A 3,002-nucleotide genomic window follows, 5' to 3' on the forward strand; every position below is an offset into this window, starting at 1 on the left:
AAGCAGGAATCGGTTCAAGCGCCTACAAGCCCGGCCCGTACAGCGCTCGCGCCGAACCGGGGATCACACTGGCACTCGACCTTTACCGGCAGATGCTTGGCAAGCGATGAAGGCGCGAAAGCCATTGCCACGGGAACCAGCGCGGGTCCGGGCCTGCCGTGAGTGACGGGCCCGATCTGGCCGCCACACGGGATCTGAATCACGACGGCGCGGTGATCGGACTCGCCGACTTCGGGAGCACGTTCACCAAGTTGCGGGTGATCACCCCTGACGGCCGGATGGTGGGCTCGACTCAGCATCCGACCATTCATGGGGATGCTCTCGTAGGCCTGACGGCAGCTCGGCAACAATTGAAATATCGCCACCTCGCAGCGGATTTCGCCGAAACACTCGCCTGTTCGAGCGCCGGGGGCGGTCTTCGGATCGCCGTGGTGGGACTTGAACACGATCTCACCGTCGAAGCGGCACGGCAAGCCGCCCTCAGCGCCGGCGCCCGAGTCACCACCATCGCCAGCGCGGGGCTCACGGACGTAACCGATGCAACCAAACTCCTGGCAGGGCAGCCCGACATCATCTTGCTCGTCGGCGGCACGAACGGTGGTGACGAGGTCACGCTGATTGAGTCCGCGAAGAGACTGGCCGAAGTCAACGGCCATCACGTCCCAGTCGTAATCGCCGGCAACGAGGTGGTCCAGGACGAGGCGGCAAAATGGTTGCGGAACGCGGGATGGACGGTCGCGCAGGCGCCCAACGTGATGCCTGCCATTCGGACACTCAGGCCCTCTGGGGTGCGGGAAGTCCTGCGACGCCCGTTCATCAGCCAAGTGATCGGCGGGAAGCTCGGTGGCGGCGAACAACTCAAGCAGCTCGTGCAGATGGCGACCCCAGACGCGGTCCTGCGGGGAACAGAACTTCTCGTCGGCCTGCTCGCGCAGCGAGGGGTTGTTGCGGGTCTCATCGTCGTCGACGTCGGCGGCGCCACGACGGATGTCCACTCGGCGTCGCCTGGAGACCGACAACCGCAAGGCTACAAGCGAGCCCTCCTGCCTCAGTCCACGAGCGCCAGATCGGTGGAGGCTGACTTGGGCGTGCGATGGAACGCATTGGGAATCGTCGACGCGGCACGCGACGAAGGGCTTATCGGCGCTACCGAGATCACCACACTGGGAGACCATGCAGCGGCCCGCGAACAGGAACCCACCTATCTTTCCAATTGCCAAACACAAGCCGATGTCGACCGCCGTCTAACGATGCTCGCCATCACGGTCGCATTGCGACGTCACGTCGGCCGTGAACGACTCACGCTCACACCGGACGGTGCGGTCCTTGCCCGAGAGGGCCGCGACCTGACAGAAGCTTCGCTTCTCATCGGCACCGGAGGGCCTCTGCGGTCGCTGAATCCCGCCGATCTGGACGCCTGCCTAGCCAGTGCTTTGGGACGCGGACGGCTGCTACTCCCCCGTCACGCTCGGACGAGAATTGACCACGACTATGTGCTGGCAGCTGCAGGTCTACTCGCCGGTGCACACCAGACCGCTGCCGCCGCTCTCCTCGAGTCGTGCATGTCGTCGCTCATTCAACCCCTCCCTATTGACTCATAAAGGAGACCTCAGTGACCTCGACTGAACTTGAGCTGCATCAGCTCATTCCCGACGACCTTCCCGACGGAATCGAACTGGTTCGCGAGGCAAAGGAACGCGCCAGGGCCATTCCCGTTGGACGGTCTAGAGGCGTCGAAGTGCGGAAGGCCGACAGTGATCGGGCGTTCAAGGAACGGTGTCGAGACACTGGTCGACTCACGACATACATCAACCTCGGCTACAAGACCTGGGCCGAAACACGCGACGCGCTCGACGAAATCACCGCAGCCGGAAAGAAGCGCGGTTTCCCGCTGGACCGCTTTTCCCTCGTCTCCGATCGGCGAATGGGGCTTCCGCCCGAGATGCGCGACGGAGCGCTCGCCGAAACGGGCATCATGATGTACACAGAGGCCGATTGGGTTGGAGCAGCGCGAGACACCGACGTCGAGCCTGAATGGAACGACCATGGCGTGGCCACTCCCGGTGGGGTGGCGACCACCGAGTCCGCTATCCGGGCCGGCTTTGGCTACATCGGCGATTTCGCCGAATTCAATCGTTACAGCTACCCGGGGTGGCACGACGACGCCGAGCAGATGATCCGCGGGGTGCAGGCCGCATCGATGATCGCGCAAAAGCGCGATGCCGGTGTCGTCTTGAACTCGTTCATCGAAGATGGGTACTGCTCGTCATTTCATGACTTGGCAACTTCATTAGGCTGGAGCATGTTTCAGTGTTACATTGCCGAGGATCTCATCGGTGCCGCACATGCGCAGAGCTACGGATCGACGTTCTCGGATCCGATCCGCAAGCAAGCCTTCGGTTTGGCGATGGATGCCATCAACGTCGACCGCGTGCCGCCAACTTTCGTCCACGGCGACACCAACGGTTTGGTCGGTGAAGACTTCGACCGCAATGCCGTAATCGTTGCCGCGGACGTGATGTACACGATTGCCCGAGAGTTGAAGCACCCGACGGGCGCAGCCATGCACGCGACCCCGGTCTCGGAGCCGATCCGCATCCCGAGCGTGGACGAATTGGTCGAGTCGCTGGTGATCGTCAGCGAGGCCGAGAGGCGCGTCCGAGCATGTCCGGACATCATCGACTGGCGGCCGATCTACGAGATGCGCGACCAGATCATTCAAGGCGGCCGGCAGGTGTTCCGCAATCTTCTGGACGGTTTGGGAAAGATCGGGGTCAAGACAGACGATCCGCTGCAGCTGATGCTGGCAACGCGTCGGCTCGGCGCAGGTGCCATCGAGGATCTCTTTCACGCCGGCGAACCGGACTCGAGCTTCCCGCGCGGATTCAAGCCACTGGTCGCGAGCGACACGTTGGGGAGGCTAATCGAGCGCAAACATGCTGTGCTGGAACGCCTTCGAGTCGACGGACCGCTTCCGGATCTGCGCGACGTCAAAGTCGTCA

At 62.9% G+C, this 3,002-nt stretch carries 2 protein-coding genes; both read left to right on the forward strand.

Annotation, left to right across the window (positions count from 1 at the left end; genetic code table 11):
* Window positions 1-158: 158 nt before the first annotated feature.
* Window positions 159-1,601, forward strand: a complete 1,443-nt coding sequence (locus ACE5CZ_RS07500) for a glutamate mutase L (protein ID WP_374946706.1) — start codon at window positions 159-161, stop codon at window positions 1,599-1,601.
* Window positions 1,602-1,612: 11 nt separating this feature from the next.
* Window positions 1,613-3,002, forward strand: a 1,390-nt coding sequence (locus tag ACE5CZ_RS07505; RefSeq protein WP_374946707.1) for a hypothetical protein, incomplete at its 3' end; no start/stop codon positions are given.

It is taken from the genome of Agreia sp., assembly GCF_964263775.1.
In the GTDB taxonomy this organism is placed as follows: domain Bacteria; phylum Actinomycetota; class Actinomycetes; order Actinomycetales; family Microbacteriaceae; genus Agreia.